The sequence below is a fragment of the Xenorhabdus sp. KJ12.1 genome (genome assembly GCF_963876495.1).
Lineage (GTDB): Bacteria > Pseudomonadota > Gammaproteobacteria > Enterobacterales > Enterobacteriaceae > Xenorhabdus > Xenorhabdus stockiae.
This window is the reverse complement of record NZ_CAWNQH010000056.1, coordinates 20,192-43,023: the sequence shown is the minus strand read 5'-3', so window position 1 is coordinate 43,023 and position 22,832 is coordinate 20,192. Positions and strand designations below refer to the sequence as shown.

At 39.3% G+C, this 22,832-nt stretch carries 26 protein-coding genes; 8 read left to right on the top strand and 18 right to left on the bottom strand.

The genetic code is table 11. The features are described 5' to 3' along the window. The first annotated feature begins 68 nt into the window (after positions 1 to 68). Positions 69 to 350: a hypothetical protein gene (locus AACS92_RS04845; protein WP_099110209.1), complete on the top strand. Its 282-nt coding sequence runs from the start codon at positions 69 to 71 to the stop codon at positions 348 to 350. Between the two features lie 292 nt (positions 351 to 642). Further along, positions 643 to 939: a hypothetical protein gene (locus AACS92_RS04840; protein ID WP_099110208.1), complete on the top strand. Its 297-nt coding sequence runs from the start codon at positions 643 to 645 to the stop codon at positions 937 to 939. 79 nt (positions 940 to 1,018) lie between these two features. Here AACS92_RS04840 and AACS92_RS04835 read toward each other — a convergent pair whose 3' ends face one another. The 5 genes from AACS92_RS04835 to AACS92_RS04815 all read right to left on the bottom strand — a co-directional run bounded on the left by AACS92_RS04835 (position 1,019) and on the right by AACS92_RS04815 (position 5,511). After that, the gene (locus tag AACS92_RS04835) at positions 1,019 to 1,969 is read right to left on the bottom strand and encodes a helix-turn-helix transcriptional regulator (RefSeq protein ID WP_099110207.1); all 951 of its coding nucleotides are present in this window, start codon (positions 1,967 to 1,969) and stop codon (positions 1,019 to 1,021) included. Between the two features lie 694 nt (positions 1,970 to 2,663). Further along, positions 2,664 to 2,924 (bottom strand): hypothetical protein, encoded by a 261-nt coding sequence (locus AACS92_RS04830; RefSeq protein ID WP_141554500.1) that lies wholly within the window; start codon positions 2,922 to 2,924, stop codon positions 2,664 to 2,666. A gap of 56 nt (positions 2,925 to 2,980) precedes the next feature. Then, positions 2,981 to 3,418, bottom strand: coding sequence for a GNAT family N-acetyltransferase (locus tag AACS92_RS04825; protein ID WP_099110205.1), 438 nt, complete (start codon positions 3,416 to 3,418; stop codon positions 2,981 to 2,983). Between the two features lie 231 nt (positions 3,419 to 3,649). After that, the gene (gene catA, locus AACS92_RS04820) at positions 3,650 to 4,291 is read right to left on the bottom strand and encodes a type A chloramphenicol O-acetyltransferase (RefSeq protein ID WP_099110204.1); all 642 of its coding nucleotides are present in this window, start codon (positions 4,289 to 4,291) and stop codon (positions 3,650 to 3,652) included. Between the two features lie 251 nt (positions 4,292 to 4,542). Continuing rightward, complete coding sequence (locus AACS92_RS04815; protein WP_193756933.1) at positions 4,543 to 5,511, bottom strand: methyltransferase; 969 nt, start codon at positions 5,509 to 5,511, stop codon at positions 4,543 to 4,545. A 201-nt stretch (positions 5,512 to 5,712) separates the two neighbouring features. Between AACS92_RS04815 and AACS92_RS04810 the strand changes: the two genes are divergently transcribed. Then, positions 5,713 to 6,543: a PhzF family phenazine biosynthesis protein gene (locus AACS92_RS04810; RefSeq protein ID WP_099110202.1), complete on the top strand. Its 831-nt coding sequence runs from the start codon at positions 5,713 to 5,715 to the stop codon at positions 6,541 to 6,543. Positions 6,544 to 6,673: 130 nt separating this feature from the next. Further along, positions 6,674 to 7,126, top strand: coding sequence for a carboxymuconolactone decarboxylase family protein (locus AACS92_RS04805; protein ID WP_241537947.1), 453 nt, complete (start codon positions 6,674 to 6,676; stop codon positions 7,124 to 7,126). Positions 7,127 to 7,190: 64 nt separating this feature from the next. On the opposite strand, the gene AACS92_RS04800 is transcribed toward AACS92_RS04805, so the two are convergent. Next, positions 7,191 to 8,369, bottom strand: a complete 1,179-nt coding sequence (locus AACS92_RS04800; protein WP_099110200.1) for an MFS transporter — start codon at positions 8,367 to 8,369, stop codon at positions 7,191 to 7,193. Between the two features lie 130 nt (positions 8,370 to 8,499). Here AACS92_RS04800 and AACS92_RS04795 point away from each other — a divergent pair, with 130 nt between their 5' ends. Further along, a complete protein-coding gene (locus AACS92_RS04795; protein WP_099110199.1) occupies positions 8,500 to 9,399 on the top strand; it encodes a LysR substrate-binding domain-containing protein in 900 nt (299 codons plus the stop codon). Between the two features lie 94 nt (positions 9,400 to 9,493). On the opposite strand, the gene AACS92_RS04790 is transcribed toward AACS92_RS04795, so the two are convergent. The 6 genes from AACS92_RS04790 to AACS92_RS04765 all read right to left on the bottom strand — a co-directional run bounded on the left by AACS92_RS04790 (position 9,494) and on the right by AACS92_RS04765 (position 13,996). Beyond that, on the bottom strand, positions 9,494 to 10,030 hold the full coding sequence (locus AACS92_RS04790; protein ID WP_099110198.1) for a metallophosphoesterase: 537 nt from the start codon (positions 10,028 to 10,030) through the stop codon (positions 9,494 to 9,496). 73 nt (positions 10,031 to 10,103) lie between these two features. Continuing rightward, on the bottom strand, positions 10,104 to 10,469 hold the full coding sequence (locus AACS92_RS04785) for a DUF7079 family protein (protein WP_099110197.1): 366 nt from the start codon (positions 10,467 to 10,469) through the stop codon (positions 10,104 to 10,106). 17 nt (positions 10,470 to 10,486) lie between these two features. Beyond that, positions 10,487 to 10,891, bottom strand: coding sequence for a DUF1801 domain-containing protein (locus AACS92_RS04780; protein WP_099110196.1), 405 nt, complete (start codon positions 10,889 to 10,891; stop codon positions 10,487 to 10,489). 61 nt (positions 10,892 to 10,952) lie between these two features. Beyond that, entirely contained in the window at positions 10,953 to 11,831 is an 879-nt protein-coding gene (locus AACS92_RS04775) for an alpha/beta fold hydrolase (RefSeq protein ID WP_099110195.1), read from the bottom strand. A 59-nt stretch (positions 11,832 to 11,890) separates the two neighbouring features. Then, positions 11,891 to 12,742, bottom strand: coding sequence for an SMP-30/gluconolactonase/LRE family protein (locus tag AACS92_RS04770; RefSeq protein ID WP_099110194.1), 852 nt, complete (start codon positions 12,740 to 12,742; stop codon positions 11,891 to 11,893). A gap of 72 nt (positions 12,743 to 12,814) precedes the next feature. Beyond that, positions 12,815 to 13,996, bottom strand: coding sequence for a DmpA family aminopeptidase (locus AACS92_RS04765; RefSeq protein ID WP_099110193.1), 1,182 nt, complete (start codon positions 13,994 to 13,996; stop codon positions 12,815 to 12,817). A gap of 636 nt (positions 13,997 to 14,632) precedes the next feature. Between AACS92_RS04765 and AACS92_RS04760 the strand changes: the two genes are divergently transcribed. Beyond that, positions 14,633 to 16,054, top strand: a complete 1,422-nt coding sequence (locus tag AACS92_RS04760; RefSeq protein WP_099110192.1) for a Na+/H+ antiporter NhaC family protein — start codon at positions 14,633 to 14,635, stop codon at positions 16,052 to 16,054. A 66-nt stretch (positions 16,055 to 16,120) separates the two neighbouring features. Here the strand turns inward: AACS92_RS04760 and AACS92_RS04755 are convergent, their stop codons facing one another. After that, positions 16,121 to 17,224, bottom strand: coding sequence for an alkene reductase (locus tag AACS92_RS04755; RefSeq protein ID WP_099110191.1), 1,104 nt, complete (start codon positions 17,222 to 17,224; stop codon positions 16,121 to 16,123). A 56-nt stretch (positions 17,225 to 17,280) separates the two neighbouring features. Further along, positions 17,281 to 17,865: a TetR/AcrR family transcriptional regulator gene (locus tag AACS92_RS04750; RefSeq protein WP_099110190.1), complete on the bottom strand. Its 585-nt coding sequence runs from the start codon at positions 17,863 to 17,865 to the stop codon at positions 17,281 to 17,283. A gap of 155 nt (positions 17,866 to 18,020) precedes the next feature. Between AACS92_RS04750 and AACS92_RS04745 the strand changes: the two genes are divergently transcribed. Next, entirely contained in the window at positions 18,021 to 18,524 is a 504-nt protein-coding gene (locus AACS92_RS04745; RefSeq protein WP_099110189.1) for a GNAT family N-acetyltransferase, read from the top strand. A 76-nt stretch (positions 18,525 to 18,600) separates the two neighbouring features. On the opposite strand, the gene AACS92_RS04740 is transcribed toward AACS92_RS04745, so the two are convergent. From AACS92_RS04740 to AACS92_RS04725, 4 genes are all read right to left on the bottom strand, one after another. Further along, a complete protein-coding gene (locus AACS92_RS04740; RefSeq protein WP_099110277.1) occupies positions 18,601 to 19,068 on the bottom strand; it encodes a MarR family winged helix-turn-helix transcriptional regulator in 468 nt (155 codons plus the stop codon). Positions 19,069 to 19,159: 91 nt separating this feature from the next. Further along, complete coding sequence (locus tag AACS92_RS04735) at positions 19,160 to 19,489, bottom strand: SDR family NAD(P)-dependent oxidoreductase (RefSeq protein ID WP_255398494.1); 330 nt, start codon at positions 19,487 to 19,489, stop codon at positions 19,160 to 19,162. A gap of 1 nt (position 19,490) precedes the next feature. Further along, entirely contained in the window at positions 19,491 to 19,910 is a 420-nt protein-coding gene (locus AACS92_RS04730) for an SDR family NAD(P)-dependent oxidoreductase (RefSeq protein ID WP_255398493.1), read from the bottom strand. Between the two features lie 192 nt (positions 19,911 to 20,102). Beyond that, a complete protein-coding gene (locus tag AACS92_RS04725; RefSeq protein WP_099110188.1) occupies positions 20,103 to 21,440 on the bottom strand; it encodes an aminotransferase-like domain-containing protein in 1,338 nt (445 codons plus the stop codon). Positions 21,441 to 21,742: 302 nt separating this feature from the next. On the opposite strand from AACS92_RS04725, the gene AACS92_RS04720 reads away from it, so the two are divergent. Then, positions 21,743 to 22,624: a DMT family transporter gene (locus AACS92_RS04720; RefSeq protein ID WP_169926567.1), complete on the top strand. Its 882-nt coding sequence runs from the start codon at positions 21,743 to 21,745 to the stop codon at positions 22,622 to 22,624. Positions 22,625 to 22,832 lie beyond the last annotated feature (208 nt).

The following is a 22,832-nucleotide window of genomic DNA, read 5'->3' as shown; positions in this document are numbered from 1 at the left end:
ACATTTACCGCGTATTATAAAATGTGATTTGATAAGTAATAAACTGAAAAAAATTAAAGGAAGGTTTTATGTTGAAGAAATTCTTCGTGGGTGGAGCATTAGCCGCTGTGATGTCATTAACTGGCGGAACTGCATCAGCAAACAGCACAGATATCCCTTGGAATAATTGCCACTCATCTCCTATAGAGTATAAAAATGGCGTATATACTAAATACCTAGTAAAAGATGGAATTGTTTTCCTTGATGTGCGCAATGAAGATGGATTCAAATGGCATTTGAAAGGATTTAAAAAATTATACGTTTGTGGAATGAACGTTTATGTTGGTAAATATGAAGGTGTAAAATCATAGGTAAGCCCTTTCGCTATAGCACATCAGAATGCTAATAAACCTCGTTAATATAACGGGGTTTTTTGATTTTGTCATAGATAATTATATTTGGTTATTTTATTAATCAATATTATTTGCTATTTTTTAATCATTACAATCTCAAATTTAATATAAAAACATACACTGTTTCCAATTTTTGAAATAGTAAACTCCTCTTATGATGATTTATATTTAGCGCATCTTATCAAAGAATATTTGGTAAGTGATAAATTTAAATAAAAAGTTATTATGATGTTAAATTAGAGGTTTTATTATGTTTAAAAAATTATTGGTAGGCGGAGCATTGGTAGCTGGTCTTGCATTAACTGGCGGAATTGCAACTGCATCAGCAGCAAATAAAGATTTTACCTATAACGATTGTTATAGCTCAGGCAGAACTTATACTGGTACAAATGGAACAGTATATGTTGTGTATGAAGTACGTAAAAATCACATTTTTGAAAGCGTATTCACAGATGGAAAAATTCAATATCATTTGCAAGGCATAAAGCCGGTAGCATCACATTGTGGTAAAGGCTATGTGGGTTACTATGAAGGTAAGAAAATATAATACTTTTCAGAGAGCCTCTTATTAGAGGCTTTTTCGTTTACATTGTTTATATTCAGAGATCATGTCATATTCCGGTTAACTAAGTGGCTTCTAATTCCAACTGGTTCAACCGCATTTTGATTTCATCAACATATATTTGTTTTAACGTTGTTGGTTTGATCTCAATAAGATGTCGGGAAAATCCATTTATATAGTCAAGCAGATAACCCAATTCCTCCTGATGATAATAACCAGAGATTAGTGCACCATCATCGGTTAATTTGAGGGAGATATGTGAAAATGATTTGCTATGATAATGCTCAACACCTGAACTTTTTATCGTTATTTCAAAATAATGTTGCTGTTGTTTCTGCCTTAATTGTTCAAAATTAGACAGGTTAAAATCTGTTAAACGAATTTTTTCGGGAGCAACTAATGACCTTGTCATCGGGCGAAATGACTGGATTGCATGGCAGCGTAATACGCGTAAATCTTGTGCTTCATAATCAAATACGGCTAAAAACCACCGCCCTGACTCAAACCACATCGCAATCGGGTAAATAAAAACTTTTTTATCACCGTATATGACTTCCAGATTTTCCTGTTGAAAAATATGATTGAGTAACATATCAAGATGTTTAATTGGATTGAGCTGTCTGACAGTTCGCACCCCCAGACATTTGCGTAATGTTTCATCTTTTACTTTTTCATCCTGAGGCAAGACTTGCTTTAATTTTTCAGAAATACTACGAAATTGCAGATTAAACGGGGTAGATTGCAGAACATGCATACCTGAAATCGCAAATAACATGGCATGAATTTCATCCGCGCTAAATCTGACTGGTGCTAACCGGTATGTTGGAGCAACAACATATCCACCATTTCTCCCCCGCTCAGAATATAAAGGAACGCCCAATTCTTCTAAAGCTGAAATGTAACGTAAAGCACTACTACGGGATAACTGAAACTCTTGCATCAGTTCTTTTAAGGTCACTTTCTGCCTTCCCTGTAAGAAGAGCTGCATTTGTTGCAATAACAATGTTTTCTTCATTGAAAATCCTTAAAAGGTATCAGGAAGGGCAACTTATATAACGCAGAAGCAGAATTAGTCCAGATAAAAAATAAAAGTTAGGGGGGTAATTTAGGTACCGAGGATCTCTGCTCCCTCGGATGAAGATTGTTATATGTCGCTATATCAATTATTTTTTTCAAAAAACTCAAGGATCTTAATGAATTTATCGCATACATATTCAAATCCAAAAAATGCCATAACGATTAACACTACATTATAATAGTGATTACTATCACCATTATATATCAATGATAATGATGATTTATTGACGAAAAATATTGTAAGACATAAGCTAACTGTGTTTGCAATAGTTCTTCTTGTCGATTTTTTCATTTTTTGGCATTTAACCTCGTTGATTTATTAAAAATTACCATAACTCAATCGTGTTGATCATAGGTTAGATATTTTTGTTTCCGAGGTGCTGAAAATAGGGAGACTATGTCTCCCATGTGAATAATTGAGTATCTATTTGAAATTTAATTGCTATTTTTTCTGTGGTGAATTACGGAATTTTTCCGCTTCTTCTAATGTTAGAATGTGACTGACTCCAAAAAGAATGGCACCTATCCCCCCTATAACATATCCTACCAACCGGCTATTCAGTATATGGCGAATGATTTTCATTTCTTTCTCCGAATTGGATAAATAAAATTTTCGATCAGTTATATGCACATTACGCTTTAGTGGGCTTTTTAACCTTTTTAGCATCTTCATCACTAGGGTTACATTCTTGATGTGTTCCGGGAAGATAAAATTTTCCACCTGCCGATGGGTTTGTTCCACCATCACATCCTGGCAATCCTGCTGTACCGTCCCTGTCTCCCCCATTCAGTCCATTGCCGCCATTGGCATTGCCGTGAGCTGTATTTGCATATACTGATGGCACAGAAATAGTTAGCATTAAATAAATAAAAGTGATAATTAATCTGCTCATACTGAACCCTTATGTGTAGATTGAACCAATCTTAGTTGAAATCTTAATATTTGCACTTAAATCCTGATAACTGCTAGCATCTCACCAACTTCTTCATCCATACCAACTTCGACGAAACCAACGCTGGCATAAAGATTCTTTGCAATGATATTCTTAGGATTATAAGAGATTGCTATTTCCTCTAACTGATCTGTACGCCCGATTTCATCAATTGCTAACGCGAGTGCTTTGCGCCCAATATTTTTCTTTTGATGGCTTTGATCTATCATAAATCGCCAAATCGTTATTCTTCGGTCAGCATCGGGCACCCACATAAAAAAACCAACGGGCTCCCCATTCAGACAAATAGCACGTGTTTGATATGAAGGGTTAAATTTTGATTGAACGATGGAATATACGTTTTCCGCAACATAAGAGAGTTGTTCGTCAGTTACTGATAAATCGCAAACTGCTTCATAATTATTCTTGGTTACGTCAGTTAAGGTAATCAGCATATGCTGCTCCAATATGGGTTCATAATTCAGAGATGTTAAAAATAGGGTGATATTAATTTAATGTTGTTTTTTTAAGTATTAAGCTTAAAAACGAATTCACAGTAACTGGGGTAATGGCAATAGCAAATTGATTTAATTTTGATAAAAAGTCAATAACTATTAAGGGAAAATCAATTAGCCTCAGACCCATTTTTTAAGTAGGCCACTGAATAGTGGCCTGATATTTTTTCTTTACATCAAAGCATCATTACACAATGCCTGCAATTTTTTAATAAATAAAGCGACATGATAGCCGTCACAGGCTGCGTGGTGTACTTGCACCGATAATGGTAACAATACTTTCCCGCCCTCTTGCTGATATTTCCCCATTGTAAAAATCGGGGAGAAATAATCAGTGATATCAGATATATTCAGGTTGAAACCATCAAATCCTATCCACGGGATTGAGGAAATATTAATATGATTTTTCGGTTTCTCTGTTTGTGGATAAAGACGTGTGTTATCACCGTATCGTTCAATATCAGCACAATAATTTATCATAAACTGCGGCAAATCAGGTGAAAATGTCGTACACAACACAGAAAATGTTTCGGTTTTTTTATGAAAAACAGTATAAATTGGATCAATACTGTCCCAAATAATTAACTCCTCATCTTTTATCGCTAACCTGAATTCAGGGTATTGATTGACGACTTTGGTGAGCAGATAAATCATAGTGGGATAAAATTTATAATGTGTTTCTGCTAAGAATAAGCACAGAGATGTAATGTCAATTTTCGTCGTTAGACTAAAGCCACACTTAACACTATGGCGATAATACGCAAAGTGCTCTCCACGATTCCACGTGTTAAGATCTATTTTTGTGTAATTCATCTTTTTCCCTTCTAATCAAGTATGTTAATAATAAAATTAATTAGAAGGGAATTATCTCTGTCTGGATTGATGACACCTAATGACTCCTTTGTATGTTTTGAATTGTAGTCACATTATCATTTAAGCGAAAAAATACCAATCGTTAATCGCCGGAGGTCATAGTAATACTATCTTTATTACTACCCCTCCGGGATGAAAAAAAACTTAATCAGAGCTGTCTCCCTGGCTGGAGCGCAGTATTAAAAGTAAATTTATCTTTTAATTTCAAAAAGATAATAATTTCCATTCTCTGTGGAAAAATTTAAATTATAGATATTTTTAATAGATAACCCAGCTTGTTTTACCATAAATTCAAAGTCGGACTGATACCGCCTTCTTCCTAACAAAAGGGTATCTATGTATAAATCAAATGAAGTTGCTTCATGTGGTTCTTTAATTATATCGATAAGATATAAAACTGAATCATCACGCATTGCTGTATGGCAATTCTTCAAAATATCGATAGCTTGATCATCTGGCCAATCATCCAATACATTTTTTATGCTATAAGCATCATAGCTGGATGGAATTTCAGAAAAGAAATCACCATTAATAAAAGTAATTTCCTCTGATTCTTTTTTGGTGAAATTATATTGATCCATGACATGACACTGAATATGTGGATGGTGAGTTTTTATGTTTTTTACGAAATTACCAACACCCCCTCCGATATCAATAAATGTCTTAATACCATCCAGAGGAATATAATCAATAATATGATTATTTGTTTTATTCGTCATTTCTCCCATTAAGTTATCAAAAGTCGTTTTAATATCTTTATGCTTTTCATTATTGAGATAGTCAAAGAATGACTCATGATGGGTAAGCTCGAAAGCGGATTTTTTATTCGGTTTTTTTAAAGACGAACTGTATTGTGACCAAGTATTCCAGAATACGGGATCTAATTCGAACTTGATATATAGTGTTTCAAAGCTATTCTGATCATTGAGTGATGCCCATTGTTCAGTAAGATAAAACTTATCCTCTTTTTTTATTAAGATATTAAGTTTTTTCATGTAATTCAATAGGCTGTGAAATCTATCCTGATAGACATTGCATAGCCTAGCAAGTTGTTCCACTGTTTTACCCTTCTCAGTACTTAAATATAATGGTGCTTTACTGTCAACAAAGGCAAATAATGCATTTGATTTACGATAGGCAGTAATTATATTCAATGGCATTATCATTCTCCTTATTTATCTCCATTAATTAATGTGTCATACTCTAAAACCTCAGGTTAACTTGAGATCAAGTCTTTTTTATCTTATTTTTTAATGTCATAAAAATACGTAACTCAATGTGTATTTTTATTGAGGTTATACCGCGCTATAAAAAATAGAGAACCACTTGTTGATGGTTTAAATTATAAAACAGAGTGAATAATGAAATTATTATTTGAACAGGTTAATGTTTTTTCCGATAAAAAATTACAGGGTAATCCACTGGCCGTAGTGGTTGGTGCCGATAACCTGACTGAACAGCAAATGGCTCAGTTTGCTAAGTGGACCAATCTGAGTGAAACCACTTTCTTACTTAAACCGCTTCATCCTGATGCAGATTACAGAGTCAGAATTTTTACTCCTGCGGGCGAACTGCCTTTTGCTGGGCACCCAACACTAGGTTCTTGTTATGTATGGCAGAAAGCCAATAATCAGAAAGATAAAACAACGATTATTCAGGAATGTGAAGCAGGTTTAATTACTATCAAACAGCTCAACGGACGGTTGGCATTTATGGCCCCTCCTCTGGCAAGAACAGGTGATGTAGCTGATGATATCATTGCTACTATCCTGAAAGGACTTGGTATTACTGCTGATGATGTTGAATTGTGTCAGTGGATAGATAATGGCCCCGGCTGGCTTGGCATCTTACTGAAATCTGTCGATAAACTTTTGGAAATACAACCTGATTATGCACCACTGAAAAACTATGAGATTGGTTTGTGTGCAATTTATCCTGAAGGAAATCAGGTAAGTCTGGAAGTTAGGGGCTTATGTGGTTCAATTTCTGAGGAGGATCCGGTGACTGGCAGTCTGAACGCAGCTTTTGCTCAGTGGTTGATACCACATGGGAAATTACCAGCAAATTATATCGCCAGACAAGGACGATGTATTGAACGAGATGGCTGGATTTATATCACTTCAGATGAAGATGGCATCTGGATTTCTGGTGACGTTGTTGACTGTATCAGTGGTATGGTTGAATTCGATTAAGTAACCACACAGCCGTGTTGATAAATAAGGTACTAACAATTTTTTTCAGCAGAAATGTTTAAAAGTGTCAAAAAGTGAAACCTATATATCTTAGGATTATTTTCATCTAATCGCAGTCTAAAAGGAAAGCATGATGACACGAGTTTCTTTAGTACAAAGTTTCCCCAATATTTATCAACAACTGAAAATAGTGAATGCTGAAATCGATAAATCAGCCGTCTCTTCCGGTATTAGTGAAGGATTTTGCCATCTGATAAAATTACGTATATCCCAGATTAATGGGTGTGCATATTGTGTCAGGTTGCATACCCGAGATGCCTTACAACAGAACGAATCTATCGATAAAGTTGCCGTGCTGCCAGCCTGGAAGGAAACAGAATATTTTACAGAAAAGGAACGGGCTGCCCTGTTATTAGTGGAGGCGATAACAGAAATACAAAATGATCATATTCCCGATGATGTTTATCAAAAAGCAGCAACGGTATGGAGCGATAAACAGGTTGCGGCAATTGAGTGGCTGGCTATTATGATGAACGCCCTGAATAGGTTAGGAATAGCCGGAAGATATCATGTTGCTCCGTAGTTTTTCCATGGTACTTTTTCTATGATACTACCCGCCTGATTCAGGCGGGTATACAGATAGCAGACTACTCTTTTCTTTTGTTAATCGATAATGTCAGTGATTGTGTTTTTTGGTCTGTTATCAGCAGTAATAACAACCCAACGAGCGCAACAAAACCCCCCGAATAACTGACCATTTCATACCCTAACCCCAGTGATAAAACAGTTGCCCCCAATGCAGCACCGATGGCATTACCCAGATTAAATGCGCCAATATTGACAGAAGAAGCTAATGACTGAGCTTCAGATGCAACCTGCATTACTTTTAGCTGTAATGGCGGGACAACACCAAAGCTAGCCGCTCCCCAAAGCACTAATATGATACCGCCAGTAATCGTGTCTTTTGCGATTTGTGGAAATAACATCATAATCAGGAACAGTGATGCAAATAATCCATAAAGCGTTTTGGATACGGAACGGTTAGCCAGAATACCACCGATATAATTCCCGACGGTAAACCCCACACCAACCAGCACCAGCATTATACTGACCTGTGTTTCTGCGACATGAGAGAGCGTCATTAACATTGGCACAATATAAGTATAGAAAGTGAACATAGCGCTGGCCCCAAGCACCGTACAAAATAGCGTCGTCAATACGACGGGTTTCAATAAAATCTGTAGTTCACGGCGTAAATTGAGCGGCTGTCCCTGCATTCCTCGTGGGAGCGCCAATAACAGAGAAATCATGGTAATGAATCCCAATACACTGATCAGGAAAAAAGCCTCCCGCCAGCCCAGTACTTGAGATAAGCGCGTAATCGCCGGAACACCGCCGAGATTAGCGATAGTCAAGCCCATAAACATGCTGGCAATTGCGCTGGCTTCTTTCCCCTTTTCGACTACTCGGGTTGCTACCAAGGCGCCTATACCGAAAAATGCGCCATGATTTAGACTGGTGACAAAACGGGCAATAAGTAATAGGGAAAAATCAGGTGATAACGCTGACAAGATATTTCCTACGGTAAAAATGCTCATTAAAAAAATCAGAGCGGCTTTCGGGGAACGTTTAATCAGTAACAAGGTCATTACCGGCGCACCCAACATCACACCAATTGCATAGACCATCACCAGAATACCGGCGGTGGGGATAGAAATTGCCAGATCTGAAGCTATCTCCGGCAACATACCCATTGGTGAAAACTCGGTGGCCCCGATAGCAAATGCCCCAACAGAAAGTGATAACAGAGCGGTGCTCGTTCGCATAATTTCCTCATATCTTTAATCTCAGCGTAATTGCTGACACGACATCACTGTAAGTGAGGGTGATTATGTCAGTTTGATATTTGCATAAACACTGACTAATATGAGAAAAACTTTTGACTGAAATGCGAAAATGAAAATTACTCTGGAAGAGATGCGGGTGTTTATTGCTGTAGTGGACAGCGGCTCAATAACCGCAGCGGCTGAATGGCTGGGGTTCACTATTTCTGCCACCAGCCGAGCGTTGTTGCGGCTTGAAGAAAAAGTGGACAGTACTTTGTTATACCGTACTACCCGGCGTATAAAGTTAAGCGAGGAAGGCGCTGCATTTCTACAAAAAGCACGGGAAGTGGTGAAACTGGCGCAAGAAGCGGAAGAAGTATTGCTGAGTCACAAAGATATTCCTTCCGGAACGTTACGAGTAGATGCAGCGACCCCTTTTCTACTACATGTCATTACACCACTGGTTGCTCAATTTCACGAAATATACCCACAGATAGCGCTGGAACTGACTAATTATGAAGGTGTAACGGATCTACTGGAAAAGCAGACTGATATTGCCTTTCGCATTGGAACACTGAGTGATTCCTCTCTGCACGCGACCTTGTTAGGTCACAGTAAACTGCGAGTTCTGGCAAGCCCCCTCTATTTAGAACGTTTTGGTGAACCAAAAACGGTTGAAGAATTACAACAGCACTGTCTGCTCGGGTTTACTGCACCAGAAAATCTCAACGAATGGCCACTTCTTCATGGTGATAAAAAGGGGATCAAAATTACCCCAACAATTGCTGCAAGTAGTGGTGAAGTATTATGTAATCTGACCCGAAAAGGAGTCGGGATCGTATGTATGTCTGATTTTATGACTCATGAAATGAGAGAATCCGGTGAATTTAAACAGATACTTTCTCATATCACTTTTGAGCAAAGACAGCCGATTAATGCAGTTTATTACCGTAACCAGACGCTTTCCCCCCGGTTACGGTGCTTTATTGATTTTATTAAAAATAATAGCTTGAGTCTTAATCGGTTGTGATATTCGTTACCCCCTAGCAACATAGATAATCGTATGTTTATACCAGGGTGAACGAGTGCAGCCAACAAAGAAACAACTTGAAAGTATACAATACTTATTCTTGAGCTTTTTTCAGTACTTGGTTAATGCTAATGGGAAAAAAATTATTAACATCAACACCAACGTTAATAGCTCTTGGTCCGAGTATGCTTAATCGTTTGTATTGGTCAGGATCTTTACCTGCATTGTGAACGTGACCATAAAGATGAATCGCATTACGAAAATAGCCCTGCCATTCGAGAATTGGGTAGTGAAACATCACAATTTTTTGTTTTTGATAATCCATTTCGTAGTAGTCTCTTACCCATTCAAACATCGAAATATCAAAGTCTGGATCGTTCAAAAACTTATCATGATTACCGCGGATCAGATATTTTTTACCGTTAAGCCGACGGAGTATTTTATTCGCATCTGCTCCAGTTCCACGATAAAGAAAATCACCTAAAATATAAATTTCATCCCGATCAGTAACACAAGCGTTCCAGTTGTGTATCAGGGCGTTATTCATATGGTGTGCACTTTCAAATGGTCGCCCGCATAAGTTTATGATGCTGGAGTGGCAAAAATGAGTATCGGAAGTAAAATAAATCATAAAAATCTTCTTGTGACTATAGTAAGCGCTATAGTCTAACAAAAGATATTAAGTTACCCATTTGTTTTATAAGTTAATTACTTAAAACCGTCAGTGATCTTTGTAATTTTTTCCAATCATCTTCAAAATACTTACGTAATAAAAATAATTTTATCTTTGTTTTTATTTTACCCACTATCCCCGCCATAGCCCGTTGTTTATGAAAAGATTGAATATCTTCCCAAAGCTGTTCGCGCTCAAACACGGTCCATATATAAGGTACGGGAGTAAAGCCATTGGTGTAACATACAGGAGCGACCCATTCGAAAAAGACAGTTTTTGCATGTTCAATAGAAAAATATTTTACGACAGAAGCAATTTCTTCATAATCAACTTCATTATCTACGAAAATAGTTGATAGCGCTTCGCACAAATCTATATCCGTGAATTGATTATTCAACGGGTATCTCCTGATTTTTATCTTTTTTTCTTCAGTTTATAAGTGAGTGACATCTCAATACATATGCTTAACTCATTTACTGGTAAATCGGCGTAAGGGTCTAAAATTATTGCCCGGTTTTTTGAATAAATTAACTCAGGAAAGAGTGTTCTGAATGTATCAATTAATGTTGTCTGGCAGTGAAAAAAGATAGCCACATGGGTATCCCCGAAACGGTCCAGCCGGATTGTAGTTCCAGCCTTTGTCTCAAGAGTTAGGTAACTGGGCTGACCCCATTTCAAAGTTTCAGTAATCACGCCAACCCCTTCTGTTTTTGACGCGACATCAAATATTAATTCTCTTATTTTCAATAGTGGTTGCTGATATTCTTGAGGATAATGTTCAAATACCGAGCGGACTTCGTGACTCTGAAATGCTGTCATAAGATTGCTACCTTATCTGTTAATTCGTATAGCAGCGCGAAAAGCGCTGCTTGCCTCAATTTTATACGTATGTTAAGACCAGTTTTTCAAGAATGTCTTTTGATTTACGCCAGAGTAAAGAGCCTCCTTCATTATCGAAAACAGTGTGTTCTGCATGAGGGAACCGTGTTGATAAAATTTCACCAAAGTCTGGTGAGTGAACGGTGCTGGCATCCTGCTTTCCATACCATAAATGTACCGGGCAGGTAATATCTTCAGGATCAAAAGGCCATTGTCCAAAAGTAAGCATTAGATCCTGGGCATACCCTTCTGCCCCTTGGGAAAAACCTTCATTTAAACACTGACGATAAGCCTGTAGAAAATTGGGCTGGGAGTACAAAGACAAATCCACTGCTGAACTGTGAGCCATAATAAAATTCATTAGCCAGTCGGCAGTGATATTCTGAGAAACCCACTGCTTTAATATTTCCGGTTCGGCATTTCTTTGCTTCACCATATTAACAATATCCTGATTTAACAGTTGCTGAGTGGCGGGATAACTAAACTGATCCTGCCCGGCTACAATTGCCAGCCCTGTCGCTTTACAGATTTTTGCCAGTGTCAGTGCGAATACTGCTCCCTGAGAGAAACCCAAAACCATGCACTTTTGTAACCCGTAGTGCTTCAGTATCTCAGCAACATCTTGGGCAAAACTCACTAAAGTCTTATGGAAATGTAAAGATGAATTCCCCAGACCGGGGCGATCCGGCACGATTAATCTGATATTCAATCTTTCCAACTCTTGTTCCCCGAAACTCAGTGAGCCGCTCATTCCAGCGCCGGTGCAGAAAATAAGTGGTTTACCGGTGATTGGTCCCCACTCGTACCAGTGAAGCGTACGAGCATCAGGAAGAGATAAGTTACCGGTTCTTGTTGCGGGATTTACATTATATGTTGTCATTTTTCCCTCAAAATAAATTACCAATTGCTATTTCGGAGTAACTTAACTCTTCCCTTCCATCATCCTTTAATGAACTGAGTTACAGATATCCGATATAGTGACGTAGTAGCTGTAATATATAACTGGTCACCATTAATGCCACCCAAAGTGCAGTTTGATACACGTTCTGGCACTTCAATCTTATCTATTTTCGTACCAAATTTATCAAAAATGATAACGCCGTTTTCACAACTACAATAAATGTTACCTGATTTATCAATACAAAAACCATCCGGAAACCCCGGAGAGATAGTAGCGAAATGTTTACCTATCCCTAATACTTTATCCCGTACCGGATAGATACGTAGTTCATGTCTGCCATTTTTCGGAAAATCGACGATAGACATATCGGCAATGTACAGATATTTTTCATCAGGAGAAAATGCTAAACCGTTTGGCCGTTGAGTATCACTGGCTGCGATAGAAATGCTGTTATCAGCAGGATCATAACAATATACGTAGCACCCGATAATCTGGCTTTCTGATTTATATCCTTCATTATCGTTAATAATTCCGTAAGGCGGATCAGTAAACCAAATTGTCCCGTCAGAACGTACAACTACATCATTGGGTGAATTGAATCTTTTACCGTCAATCTTTTCAACCAATAGGTTAACACTTCCGTCTTTTTCTGTGCGGGAAATACCTCTTCTGCCATGTTCGCAGCTGATGATCCTCCCTTCTCTATCCAGTGTATTACCGTTGGTAAAATGCGAATATTTTCGCCATAAATGAACGCCATCATTTTCTGACCAGCGAAACATTCTATTCCCTTTTACGTCACTGAAAATAACTGCATCTTCTGTTGGTAGCCAAACAGGGCCTTCTGCCCAAATAGCCGGAGAACAGAGTAATTCTAAGTATGGTTTCATTATTATTACTCCTTTATATTCTTTGCAGTTTTTAAATAAAAAACACAGAAATTAGATCTGAATAATTTTGTTTCAGTTTCGACTAAGTAAGTTATGATGTTTTAATATCTTTATAACTCTGTCTTTAGGGATGGCATAAGATGTATTTCCATTTCTACCAACCATAGTTTCAGCTGCAAACATGGCATTAATAATGGCTTCCTCTGTAGCACTAACAGTTGCCTCATATAAAGGATCAAGTTTGTCATTGGGCAATATTTTAATTGTTTTTATATCTTCTCTGGAAAATGCATCGTTATTCGCGGTGGAGAATGCAATAAATATTTCCCCGCTGGTGTTTCTGGCCACGCCACCTATTTTGGCAAGCCCGAGAGAGACTCTTTTGGCTATTTTCTCTAACTGATGAGGTGCTAATGGGGCATCTGTAGCAACGACAGCGATGATAGAACCTGCATCCTTTATTTTTTTCTTATCTCCATGATATATCGGCATGAGATCCTTTATCTCTTGACCAACCGGAATTCCTGCAATAATTAGGTCATCTCTGAATCCGAAATTCCCCTGAACCAGTACCCCGACAGTATATCCGCCGTCTTTTTTATCTAAAACTCTTGATGAAGTCCCTGTGCCTCCCTTGAAATCAAAGAGGTTCATGCCTGTTCCACCACCGACATTACCTTCTTTTATCATTCCTGATTTAGCGCTATCCAATGCGTGATAGACATGTTCTTTTTTTACATGCATACCATTTATATCATTTAATATCCCATCCCATGTTTCTGTAACTACGGGGAGTAACCAAAATAAATCATCCTTAAGTGGTGATACCAGATGGTTATCAACCAGCCAGCTGATAGCTGAGTCTCTGACAACACCGACACTGTGCGTATTAGTGATTAATATCGGTGTTTCCAGAAAACCACTTTCCTGAACCCATTGGCTTCCCGTCATTTCCCCATTCCCGTTTAAAGAAAATATGCTGGAGAATACTGGGCTGAATTTTTTCCCTCTGGGTAATATTGCGGTTACGCCGGTTCTTATCGGCCCTTTCCCCACTTCCAGTTTTCCATTACCTTTGATCATGGTTGAATACCCAACAGTTACACCATTAACATCGGTAATTGCATTATATTTCCCAGTTGTGCCAGAAAAAGGAATGCCGAAATCTCTGGCTCTGGTTTCACTCTTGGCGAAAGAATTTGAGGTTATTATTATCGAGATAATTAATGTCGCCATTTTTATGATTTTTATCATAAATACTCCTTATTGTGATTAATCGGTTATCACTCTTTTATTATTAACTTATGGAAGTATTTAATTAAATCATGATTTGTATCGATACACAGTGCTATAAAAAATCACACAGCTGATACTATTTGATAAAAAATTGATTTCAAAGTGCCACTAATTACACGGTAATTTGAAATCAATAAGAAAATCGAGGTGAGTTTTTATTACTTCGGTAAACCAATCAGAAATTGATCATCAGATATTAAGTGATACGGAAGGCGTTTGGCGATCAAGGTAAACAATTGGGGCGGTAATATCGGCTTTTACAGTTTTAGCTGAGATTATTGTGAAAAATAGTGCTGCTATACACATACCCAGAGTTCTATTTATATTCCAAAAAGCCGATCTTTTCTGCGATATCATTTTTTCTTTTCCCCTATCCCATTAGTCAGATAAAAGTATAAATTTTCCTTACCATTATTCTTCAGGGTTAATATAGGTCATTAGAAAAAATTACACAATCATATTGAATTAACAGAAAAAAATATCTATTAGCTGGTATTCTTGTTCGGTATTGCTAGGCTTCATATTAGAGCTCCATATACATTAATGTTTTACATTCCCTATTCATTAACCAACAAAAAACATCAGAGAATACAAATGCATGACTACGGAATCTGGACGATTGTTACACCTGTCATCACCATCATATTAGCCATTCTAACCCGACAAGTGATGTTGTCATTGATGCTGGGGATTTTGGTTGGGTTCACGGTAATACATGATCACAACATTGTTTTGGGAATAAAAAGTACGCTCGAGGGAGTAATTGATACTTTTACGTCATCGGGAAATACCAAAACGGTTATTTTTATGATAATGATTGGCGGTATTATGCGGCTGGTTACTGTCACGGGCGGTGTACGGGCTTTGGTTCAACTATTAACTGACCGAACTAAAATTATTAAAAGTAAGAAAAACGTACAATTTCTGGCGATTATTATTTCTGCTCTTATTTTTATCGAAAGTTCCATCAACCAATTAGTGGCCGGTGCATCGACCAAAAACCTTGCCAGAAAGTATGCCATTCCTCCTGAAAAAATGTCCTATCTGATTCAGACTGCCGGTGTTTCTGTCTGCTCGCTGGCAATGATTAATGGCTGGGGCGCAGTCATGATGGGAATAGTCGGAGTGCAAATTTCCAATGGGCTAATTTCAGGTGAGCCTTTTGATATTGTTATACATTCTCTGGGATATAATCTGATGGCCTGGCTCTCACTTGCCAGCATATTATTTTATATTTTTACCAATATTTCCTGGGGCCCCATGAAAAAAGCAGAGCAGAATGCTTTGCATCAGCACAATACGCCAACACTGGACAGCAAAGAAACAGAATCTGATGAAGTTATTGAGCACCCTAACAGTAACAGTGTTCTGAATTTTTTTATCCCTATTCTGTCAACAGTGCTGATGGTTCCTGTCGCTCTCTATATTACTGGCGAAGGGGATTTCAGCAAAGGCAGTGGCTCAACATCCGTTTATTGGGGGGTGATGTTTGGTACGGTTATTTCTTTCTTTTGGTTCTTAGGCCGCCGGATTTTATCCATTAATACCTTTTTTGAAGAAATTTATATTGGTTATGCCAGTATGCTGAAAATCAGCTCTATTATGATTCTGGCATTCTTAATGGGAACAGTTTCGGCTGATCTGAATACGGGGGCTTATATTGCACAGATCACACATGGTGTACTCCCTGTCGGATTCTCAGTAGGTTTTATCTTTGTCATCAGCGCTATCATGTCACTGGCAACCGGCACATCATGGGGAACTTTTGCGATTATGATCCCGATTGGTGTGCAACTTGGCCTTTCGGTTGGGATGCCGGTGGAATATATGATTGGAGCGGCCATTTCCGGCTCTATTTTCGGTGATATGACTTCACCCATTTCTGGTGATGCGATAGTGGCGTCAATGGCAACAGATTGTGATCATATCGAACATATCCGTACACAGATGCCCTACGCTCTTGTGACAGCCAGTATTGTACTGAGTATCTATCTCTATTTAGGATTTACTTACTGAGTATTCTTTTTCGGGCAAAAATCTGGCGGCTTTACTTTATAAATAAGCCAGCCGCCAGATAACTAACTAATAATTTGCGGTCGGCCAGTCAATATAGCCTTCTGCTCCAGAACCGTAGTGGGTATTACGATCCAGACCAGTCAGTTCAATATTATAACGCAGGCGATTTACCAGATCAGGGTTAGAAATAAACGGACGTCCAAATGCAACTGCATCAACTTTTCCTTCCGAACGGCGGGAAATGGCCATTTCGAAGTCATAATTATTATTACCGATATAAGCTCCTTCAAACAGAGAGCGTAGAGCATCCAAATCAACACCTTCAGGAATCAGACGGTCTTTCCCTGTTGTTCCTTCCACAAAATGTAGGTAAGCCAGTTTGAATGGGTTTAGTTGTCGGATCAGATAGCTATAAGTCGCCATAACATTGCTATCAAGTGGAGTTTCACCGACTTCGGTTGTAACAGGTGACAACCGGATGCCAACCCGACCATCTCCCCATACGCCGGTAACAGCTTTTACCACTTCCAGAACCAGACGAACCCGGTTTTCAATAGATCCACCGTATTGATCGGTTCGGTGGTTGGTTGAATCGCGTATGAATTGCTCCAAGAGATAATTGTTGGCTGAATGAATTTCTACACCGTCGAATCCTGCTCGTTTGGCGCATTCTGCTGCGTGCCTGTATTGCTCAATAATGCCGGGAATTTCATCCGTATTCAGGGCACGTGGCATCGAGGCTTCCTGCAAGCCTTTTACGGTATAAATATTTCCTGCTGCTTTTATAGCAGAGGGAGCTACAGGCGATTCACCGTTAGGTTGCAGATCAACATGGGAACAGCGGCCGACATGCCATAATTGCATCACTATTTTTCCACCCACTGCGTGAACGGCATTAGTGACTTTTTTCCATTCAGTTACCTGTTCTTCAGTCCAGATGCCGGGGGTCATGGCATATCCTCGTCCCTGAGCTGAAATATTGGTTGCTTCTGAAATGATCAAACCGGCGCTGGCGCGCTGGGTATAATAGGTCACCATCATTTCGTTCGGCACCCCTTCTTCATTAACACGAGTCCGAGTTAATGGCGCCATAACAATACGGTTAGCAAGCTCGATTTCTCCTAACTTAACCGGTGAAAAAAGGTCGGTACGAATACTATTGTCAGCCATAATATTTCCTTTAATAATTGACCAGTCGTCTACAAAAAAGATAAAAAAAAATGCGACTACGATAGTAGCCGCTGGGTCGTCTCTATGGCGGAGTCAAATGGAGCGGTATCTTTAGCTACTTTAGCGACAAGAAATGCCCCCAGCCATAGTTGATATAGTGATTCAGCTAGTACGCGAGGCGATATATCCGCTGAGATAGAGTTATCACTCTGCCCTGACTCAATACACTGTGTCAGTTGATCGATAATGTCGACAGTACCTCGACAAAGAATTGTTCTCATTCCTTCAGAAAGGTCGCAGACCTCAGCCCCTAATTTAACCGTCAGGCATTTATCTTCAGGCTGGCCTGTTGTCTGTATTTCAGAACAGACGCGGAAATAGTTGAGCAAACGCTCACGAGCGGTGCCTTCGGTTGAGGATAAAAGCGTTCTGGCCCTGGACAAATATTCATTGAAATATTCCTTCAACAAGATCTGTCCAAACTCTTCTTTTGATTTGAAATAGTAATAAAATGAACCTTTGGGGACACCGGCAGCTGTGACCAGTTCGGCCAACCCAACGGCAGTGTAACCTTTGTGAGCGATAATTGATTTGGCAACATCCAGAATATGTTGCCTTGTGTCTGATGCAGATTTTTTCATAATGCTTTTATCATAATCATAATACTGACTGGTCGTCTAGTTATTTGTCTTATAAATTTCACAACTGATTATGAAATAGCATTGGTCTGTTTCTGATGCGTGACTGGTAAATTTTGTTTATCACATATCTTCCTTTTCTATTTGAGGTGTCAGGTATGGAATCGTTACCACTTATCAGAGTATTAGGAAAAAGTGACGTTAAAGATTACCGAGAACTTCGGCTTGAATCTTTGTACATCAATCCCGAATCTTTTGGTTCAACGTATCAAGAGGAATCAACTAAAAATGAGCAGGAGTTTATCACCAGAATAACGGGCTCTTTGATTTTGGGCGCTTATTTAAATAATGAGTTAATTGGTATGATTGGATTTCAGCAAAATAGCAACTATAAAACCTTACATAAAGGAGTTATCTGGGGTTTTTATGTCAAACCGGGTTATCGTGGTTTGAAAGTTGGCGAAAAGCTAATGGATAACTTAATAATATTACTGAAAAAAAGTAACGTTAAAAAGTTATCATTAGCTGTGGTTGAAGAGAATGTCTCAGCGATTCATTTATATGAAAAAATGGGATTCAAGGTATATGGGAAGGAACCTATCTCATTAAAAATTAATGAAGAAAAATACGTCAATAATATCTTGATGTGTCTGTTCATCTAAGTGTTAATTCAAAGCCAATTATCACGTTTCAACCCGTTTTTACAGCGAAACGTGATTTTTGCTTCATAGGATTTAATCATTCGTTACGAATGAGTGTATTCGCGGATAAAAGATCTGCTGCCCGATGGCATAGCTCTGTAAATATAGCAATTTCGCCCTGAGACATATGCGATGTGACAATATCAGCCATATTGCATTTACTTGCTTCGGTTCGCTGCAAGAATACCAATCCCTTCGGGCTTAATTTAGTGAGCAGTTCGCGCTTATCATGCTCACTCGATTCTTGTTTAACCAGCTCCTTATCTTTAAGTGAGCGTAAAATCTTCGATGTTTTTGAGCGGGTAAAACCGAGCTTTTCGCCAATAACGCCGGGGTTCATGGATTGATATTGCCGGAGTAAATGTAATACATCATATTGAGCCCAGGAAACGCCTTCAGGGTTTACCATCGTTCTTCTTGCAACAAGAACGCACTGGAGCCTGCTCAATGCATCTCCAAAAGGTGTTATCGCAATATCATGAGTGTTCTGATTATCCGTTTTCATATAACGCTTTTCTTTCTGTGATTCAGCTAACGGTAAATGGCAGGAGAAAATCATCCCGCCACTGTCTAAATTTTTTACTCAAGTCGCCCTACTATTGTGATAAATATCCTCCATCAACAGGATAAATCCCCCTTGTGCAAAAGCTGGATTTTCCTGATAAAAGAAATGAAATAAATTCAGCAACTTCTTCCATTTTAGCCATTCTTTTCATGGGGTGGCAGTTTGAAAAGCGGTGTAATACTTCTTCTGGAAGCTCATTTACCTTTGGAGTACTAACATAACCAGGGGCAACTGCATTTACCCGGATATTCTTACATGCAAATTCCAGTGCGGCGGTTTTCGTTAAACCAATCACGCCATGCTTTGCTACGGTGTAAGGTGATAAGCCAGCAATACCAACGAACCCATTAACGGCTGACAAATTAACTATCGCCCCTCCTCCTGATTTCAGCATCGCTGGGTATTTCATATTTCATGCAATAGAAAACACTGCTCAATGTGGTGGAAATAACCCGATCCCAATTCTCCAGTGTTTGCTCTGGTATGGTTTTATTATGTTCACCTGTTATTCCGGCACTATTGACTGCAAAATCCAGCCTTCCAAAATAACTCACTGTGTTATCAATTAAACGGCGAACTTGGGCTGGATCAGACACATCACACTGAATACCCAGAGCGCGCCTACCATCAGGTGATAAGGATTTAGCCTTATTTTCAACTGAAAACTTAGATTTGGATGCAATGACAACACTGGCCCCTTTTGCATATAAAATGTCCGCAACTTTTTCTCCGATCCCATTTGTGCTACCAGTAATAATAGCTACCCGACTGTTAAAACTCATAAATCCCTCCGTATCATTTTTACTATTGAGACACATGGATTTATCTGACTTTAACAGCCGATAGTGACAATTTTTGTCAGCAATATAGTTTCCATTTGGAAAATATATTTGATGTTTGTTAAAAAATTCACGGGGATGATATCCGTGTTTTCAGAATATTAGTTTCCATTCAGAAACTATAAATGCAGAATTTCATAAACACGAATACAGACTGACAATGCTTTTTACTTTTTCCAGTACCGTTTGCAGGGATTTTTGTTCTATCGAACCGATAGCAAGACGGATTGCATGTGGCACATATGAAGATGTAGCAAACGGCTCGGCTGTGGATACTGATATATGCTCCTTCATTAAAGCCATTGTAACCTGATCTGCCCTTACCCCCTCATCCAGCGGAAGCCAGACAAAATAGGATGATGGATGGCTGATATATCTCATCCCTTTAAAGACGCGTTTAACAATGAGTTGACGTGCTTGTGCATCATGACGTTTATCTTCTTCTAATTGGGTGATCATTCCGTTAGTGATCCACTCACAGGTAATGGCGGTAATTAAAGCCGGGGTATTCCATGTTGTTACCCTGATTATCCGTTCAAGTGCGGGGATCTTTTCTACCGAAGCAGCAATAAAACCAACGCGTAATCCGGTCGCAATACTTTTTGAAAAACCAGAAACATAGATTGTGGATTCAGGAGCCAGTTCCGCTAAGGGCGGCGGTGCATTCTCGACAAGAAAAGCATAAGAACCATCTTCAATCAGCAGCAGGTTATATTGTCGTGCCAGCGCCACCAGACGTTGCCGATGTTGCCGGCTCATCACCCATCCTAATGGATTGTGTAATGTAGGCATGGTATAGAACGCCCGCACATGCCGACGCTGACATAGCTTTTCCAGTGCATCCAGATCAGTCCCCTCGTTACCCGCAGGAACTGAAACAAGCTCCAGATGATAAGTCTTTGCCAGCGCTTTAAAACCCGGGTAAGTCAGAGTATCTACTGCAACTACATCACCGGGTTTCAACATAGCCATAACTGTTGTGGCTAAACCATGCTGAGCACCGCTAACGATAAGGGTATTATCTGTCGTGATACTCTTTAATCCCCTTGTTTTCAGATATTGCGCTATCACCGTTCGTTCATGCAAACGCCCGCCATGTGGTTGGTAACGAAGTAATGCTTCAAGATCGCCGGAAGTCGCCAGTTGGCGGAGGGAATTTCGCAACAATTCTGTCTGGGAGGGAAAAGAGGGATAGTTAAAACTTAAATCAACCATATCTGAAGCTACATGGTGTTCTATACCCAAATCCGCAGGTAATGATATTTCCCGGACAAATGTCCCTCTCCCTGTCTCCCCACTCACGAGTCCCATCGCTTCAAGTTCAGTATAAACCCGGGTTGCTGTGACTAAAGACATCTTTTCATCGATAGCCAGCTGTCGGTGAGTAGGCAGGCGTGTTCCGGGAGGCAAACGGCCCGTTCGTATATCAGCAGCAAATTTATCAACTATAAATTTATATCGAGAGTGTGCCATTAAAAAAAGCCTCCGGTTTCAGTGCATTTCTCATGATAACGCCTGATTTATATGCGATTTGTACGGAAATGTATTCATGACAATAATTTGATTGTCATGAATGTGAGCAATATCATGATTTATCGTTATCACAGGTTGGTCAGTATTTTATTTATAGGCTTCAGTTAGATACTCGATAAACTCCAAGTTACAACGGGTAATATGAGGTGAGTTCTTATATTTCCCCGCGGTGCGGGGAGATAGACACGTATCTTGAAGTCGAGTTGGTATAGAATCTAATTACATGAGGTTTCAGAACAAACATGAAAAGTTTAACCATGAAACAGGATAGAACGAACGGATGGTTTAATGGCTTTCTTGGTGTATTGATTTTCAGTGGCTCTTTACCTGCAACAAAAGTGGCAGTAATGGATTTTGACCCTGTGTTTCTGACTGTTGCCCGGGCATCCATTGCCGGTTTATTGGCTCTGGTCATCTTATTAATTTTAAAAGAAAAGCGCCCTAAGTTAGAACAAATCGCGTCTCTGGTTATCGTTTCTATCGGTGTGGTCGTTGGCTTCCCTCTTCTCACCGCACTGGCACTGCAATATATAACTTCTGCTCACTCCATTGTATTTTTGGGTTTACTGCCTCTGGCAACAGCCATCTTTGGTGTATGGCGTGGAGGAGAACGTCCCCGTCCTGCTTTCTGGGTGTTTTCTGTCATCGGCAGTGCACTGGTTGTGGGGTTCGCATTTACTCAGGATTCAAGCGCTTCACTGACCGGAGATCTATTAATGCTGGCATCTGTCATTGTCTGCGGGCTTGGTTATGCGGAAGGCGCAAAGGTTTCCCGGGAACTGGGTGGCTGGCAGGTGATATGTTGGGCCTTACTCATCTCATTACCCATCATGCTGATTCTGACATTGATATATATACCGGATACATTTAAAAACGTCAGTATGCCTGCCTGGATAAGCCTTGGGTATGTTTCACTCTTCAGTATGCTGATCGGGTTTATTTTCTGGTATCGCGGTTTAGTACAAGGAGGAATTGCTGCTGTCGGTCAGCTTCAATTACTTCAACCCTTTTTAGGACTGGCTTTAGCTGCGAGTTTGCTGGGTGAATCTGTAAGCTTCCTTATGGTTATTGTAACGATTGGTGTAGTTTTCTGTGTCTTTGGCTCCCGACGATTTGCAAGATAGCCTCCGATCAGGTGAAACCATCTTCTTACCTCTTGGGAAGGTGGTATTCATCGTGTTGATGTTCCTTCCGTCGGTTCACACTTCAGCCGTTTAGTTCCCCCCTCTGCTTTGATAATACGTTAACACTCCCTATAAATATTAATTAATATTATTATAACCACTCGTTACTCCTGCCACATTAAACTGCCGATCAAGCTTCATTCTTTTA